Raw genomic sequence first — 4,193 nt, 5'->3', positions numbered from 1 at the left:
GATCGTCACCCCCCGGTGTGATAAATGCTCGTCACCCCCCGGTGTGATAAATGCTCGTCACCCCCGAGTGGGTTTATCGGGGGTCCATAAGGTGCTGGAATGCACAACTTCTGGATGCCCGCCAAGTACACCCCGCTTCGCGGAGCCGGCGCGGGGATGACGAGTAATTGGATGCCCGCTAAGTACACCCCGCTTCGCGGGGCCGGCGCGGGGATGACGAACAATAGGATACCCGATTAGTGCACCCCGCCATAACGAACAACCGGCTTCCGAATTTTTTCCCCGTTGACGTTTCGTTAACAATTGGGATGATATCGTACTGGTAGATGAACAGGGAAGGGAGCGATTGTTTATGAATCTCGACCGTTTCACCGAACGGGCGCAGGAGGCGCTGCTCGAGGCGCAGCGCTCGGCGCTCGAATTCCGGCACGCTTACATCGAACCGGTGCATGTCCTCCATGCCCTGCTGCGGCAAGCGGACGGCGTGGCGCCGCAGGTGATCCTGCGCGCGGGCGGGGATCCGCGCGCGATCGGCGCCGAGTTGGAGCAGGACCTGCGGGCGCTGCCGAAGGTCGGCGGCGACACCTCGCAGATCGGCCTTTCGCGGCAAAGCGCCGACGCGCTGGCCGCGGCCGAACGCGAAGCCGCGGCGATGAAGGACGAGTACGTCTCGGCCGAACACATCCTGCTGGCGCTGGCCGAGGCGCTGCCGATTCTGCGCCGGCACAACCTGGGCAAGGATGCGCTGCTTAAGGCGCTGGCGACCGTGCGCGGCAGCCAGCGGGTCACCTCCCAGAATCCCGAGGGCACCTACAACGCGCTTGAAAAATACGGACGCGACCTGACCGCATTGGCGCGGACGGGCAAGCTCGACCCGGTCATCGGGCGCGAGGAGGAGATCCGCCGGGTGATCCAGATCCTTTCGCGGCGGACGAAGAACAACCCGGCGCTGGTGGGGGATCCGGGCGTGGGCAAGACGGCGATCGCCGAGGGGCTGGCTCAGCGGATCGTGCGCGGCGACGTCCCCGAGGGGCTCAAGCACAAGCGCCTGATCCAACTCGACCTGGGGGCGCTGGTGGCGGGCGCCAAATACCGCGGCGAGTTCGAGGAACGGCTGAAGGCGGTGCTCAAGGAAGTGACCGAATCCGACGGGCGGGTGATCCTGTTTGTCGACGAACTGCATACGGTGGTGGGGGCCGGGGCGGCCGAGGGCGCGATGGATGCGGGCAACATGCTCAAGCCGATGCTGGCCCGCGGCGAACTGCACCTGATCGGGGCGACCACACTCGACGAATACCGCAAGCACGTGGAGAAGGACGCGGCGCTCGAGCGCCGGTTCCAGCCGGTGCTGGTGGAAGAGCCGTCGGTGGAGGATACGGTCTCGATCCTGCGCGGGTTGAAGGAAAAATACGAACTGCATCACGGGGTGCGGATCACCGACGCGGCCGTGATCGCCGCGGCGACCCTCTCCCAGCGCTACATCCCGGACCGGCGGCTGCCCGACAAGGCGATCGACCTAATCGACGAAGCCGCCGCCCGGATGCGGACGGAGATCGATTCCAAGCCGCAAGCGCTCGATACGGTGGACCGCGAGGTCATGCAATTGGAGATCGAGCGCGAGGCGCTGAAGAAGGAGCGCGATCCCGCCAGCCGCGAGCGCCTGGGAAAGATCGAAAAGGAAATCGCCGAGGGGCGCGAAGAATCCCGGCGGCTGAGCGCCCAGTGGCAGAACGAGAAGCAGGCGATCCTCGGACTGCGCTCGGTCAAGGAGGAGATTGAGCAGACCCGGTTGAAGATCGAGGAGGCCGAGCGGCGGGCGGATTTGGAAGGCGCCGCGCGGTTGAAATACGGGACCTTGCCGGAACTGGAGGCCAAGCGCGCCGAGGCCGAATCCAAATTGAATGCCCAATCCGGCGGCGCGCGCCTGCTGAAGGAGGAAGTGGACGCGGAAGACATCGCCGCGGCCGTTTCCAAATGGACCCACATCCCGGTGGAGCGGCTGTTGGAGGGCGAGGTGGACAAACTGGTGCGGATGGAGGAACGGCTGCACCGGCGGGTGGTCGGCCAAGACGAGGCGGTCCGGGCGGTCTCGAACGCTATCCGCCGCGCGCGGGCCGGCCTGCAGGATCCGAACCGGCCGCTGGGCACGTTCATCTTCCTCGGGCCGACCGGGGTGGGAAAAACGGAACTGGCCCGCACGCTGGCCGAGTTCCTGTTCGACGACGAGCAGGCCATGATCCGGATCGACATGGGCGAGTATCAGGAGAAGCACACCGTCTCGCGGTTGATCGGCGCGCCGCCGGGGTACGTGGGCTACGAGGAGGGCGGCCAGCTGACCGAAGCCGTCCGCCGCCGGCCGTACGCCGTGGTGCTGCTGGACGAGATCGAGAAGGCCCATCCGGAGGTGTTCAACGTCCTGCTGCAGCTTCTCGACGACGGGCGGCTGACCGACGGCCAGGGCCGCACGGTTTCGTTCCGCAACGTGGTGGCGATCATGACCTCGAACCTCGGCGGAGAGTTGTGGCAGAACGGCGCCGCGGTCTCGCGCGAAGCGGTGACGGCCATACTCCAGCGCGCCTTCCGGCCGGAGTTCCTCAACCGGGTGGACGAGATCGTGATCTTCCAACCGCTTACCGAGGAGCAGATCGGGCGGATCGTCGAAATCCAACTGGAGCGGGTGGAGGTGCTGCTGGCCGAGAAAAACATCCGGCTGGAGGTGACCCCCGCCGCCCGGCGCCACCTGGCCGAGCAGGGGTGGGATCCGGCCTTCGGGGCGAGGCCGCTCAAGCGCGCCATCCAACGCGCACTGCAGGACGGGCTGGCGATGAAAATCCTGCAGGGTGAAATCAGCGCCGGGCAGACCGTCCGGGTGGACCGCGGGAAGGACGGATTGAACTTCTCCCCCAAACGCGGAGGGAAGGACGCAGATTGAGCGGGCAGGGCTGGCGCGGATCCGCCGGAGCGGCGGATTTCTTCGATTTGACTTAATTGGTCGACCTTATTGGATGGGCACAGCCCAATTGTCGGTCCCCATCAAGAAAAACCTGAAAAATAAGGGGAAAAACCAATTCGGACAGCGATGGTCCATAAAATTTATATTCCTCTTTTATCCAAGGCGGCAGATAATTCAAATCCTTACGATGGTCCTGCAATAATTGCGCACACTTTATTAATTGCCATTTTACGGTAAACTATACAGTGCTATAGGATGATAGCAATACCAAAAAGCTACGGGTTTTCCTATTTTTAAGGAAAGGAGGAAAAAACCATGTTCAAGAAACTGCAGAAGAAAGGCCAAGGCTTGGTGGAATATGCTCTGATCCTTGTTCTCGTCGCCATCGTGATTATCATTATTCTATCGGTCCTTGGTCCTGCCATTGGCAACGTCTTCAGCCAGATCATCAACTCCATCTAGGCAACCCATAGGGTACTGAAGCAAGCCTCCGGCGGCCGGAAAGAAATCCCGGCCGTCTTTTTTTTTCAGGAACGATGGAAGCGCCGGATCCGGTTGAAGGGGGAAACGCCTCGCGGTTCTATCCTGAATAACTCCGGCATCGAAAAAGCCGCCTCCGGGAAAGGAAGTCAGCGGAGGTTGAAAACGGTTACCATGGATCGCGCTCTCTTGCATCCACAAGTTTATCGCTCTCTTCGAACATCCGGCAATTAACCGGCCTTTTATTGATCCCTGCCGTTTTTTAAGGGAGGATGGGATCAACCCAACGGCCGGAAAAAACCGGCTGATCCTTTCCGGAAAGGAGGCACATCCCATGTTCAAGAAGCTGCAGAAGAAGGGCCAAGGTTTGGTGGAGTATGCGCTGATCCTCGTCCTGGTTGCCATCGTGATCATCATTATTCTGTCGGTCCTTGGTCCCGCCATCGGAAACGTGTTCAGCCAGATCATCGTCAACATCTAGCGCACCGTGCAATTTCCTCCTTTTCACCCGGCGGCCGGGATGAGTTCCCCCGGCCGCCGGACTGTTTTCGCACTCGGATCCGCCTGGCTGGGAGGAATTCCCAAGTTTGCTTTGCGGCGGCCTCGAGAGCAGGGCGTGCTTCGGACGACCGAATTAGCAACCTCGACGCGTTTTCCCGGATTATCCGGAATTCCTGCATTTTCCGGCCTAATCCGGCCGCCCGTTTCGGAGTTATCCGGCCGGTGATTCCGGAGTTATCCGGCCACCCATTCCGGAGTT

At 61.8% G+C, this 4,193-nt stretch carries 3 protein-coding genes; all 3 read left to right on the top strand.

The annotated features are described in order from the left end of the window. Window positions 1-352 precede the first annotated feature (352 nt). The 3 genes from clpB (at window position 353) to JW929_01600 (ending at window position 3,914) form a co-directional block, all read left to right on the top strand. The gene (clpB, locus tag JW929_01610; protein ID MBN1438079.1) at window positions 353-2,932 is read left to right on the top strand and encodes an ATP-dependent chaperone ClpB; all 2,580 of its coding nucleotides are present in this window, start codon (window positions 353-355) and stop codon (window positions 2,930-2,932) included. Between the two features lie 336 nt (window positions 2,933-3,268). Beyond that, complete coding sequence (locus JW929_01605) at window positions 3,269-3,415, top strand: Flp family type IVb pilin (GenBank protein MBN1438078.1); 147 nt, start codon at window positions 3,269-3,271, stop codon at window positions 3,413-3,415. Between the two features lie 352 nt (window positions 3,416-3,767). After that, window positions 3,768-3,914: a Flp family type IVb pilin gene (locus JW929_01600; protein MBN1438077.1), complete on the top strand. Its 147-nt coding sequence runs from the start codon at window positions 3,768-3,770 to the stop codon at window positions 3,912-3,914. Window positions 3,915-4,193: the final 279 nt, after the last annotated feature.

The organism is Anaerolineales bacterium (assembly GCA_016928575.1).
GTDB lineage: Bacteria > Chloroflexota > Anaerolineae > Anaerolineales > RBG-16-64-43 > JAFGKK01.
This window is presented reverse-complemented; position numbering and strand designations above follow the sequence as displayed.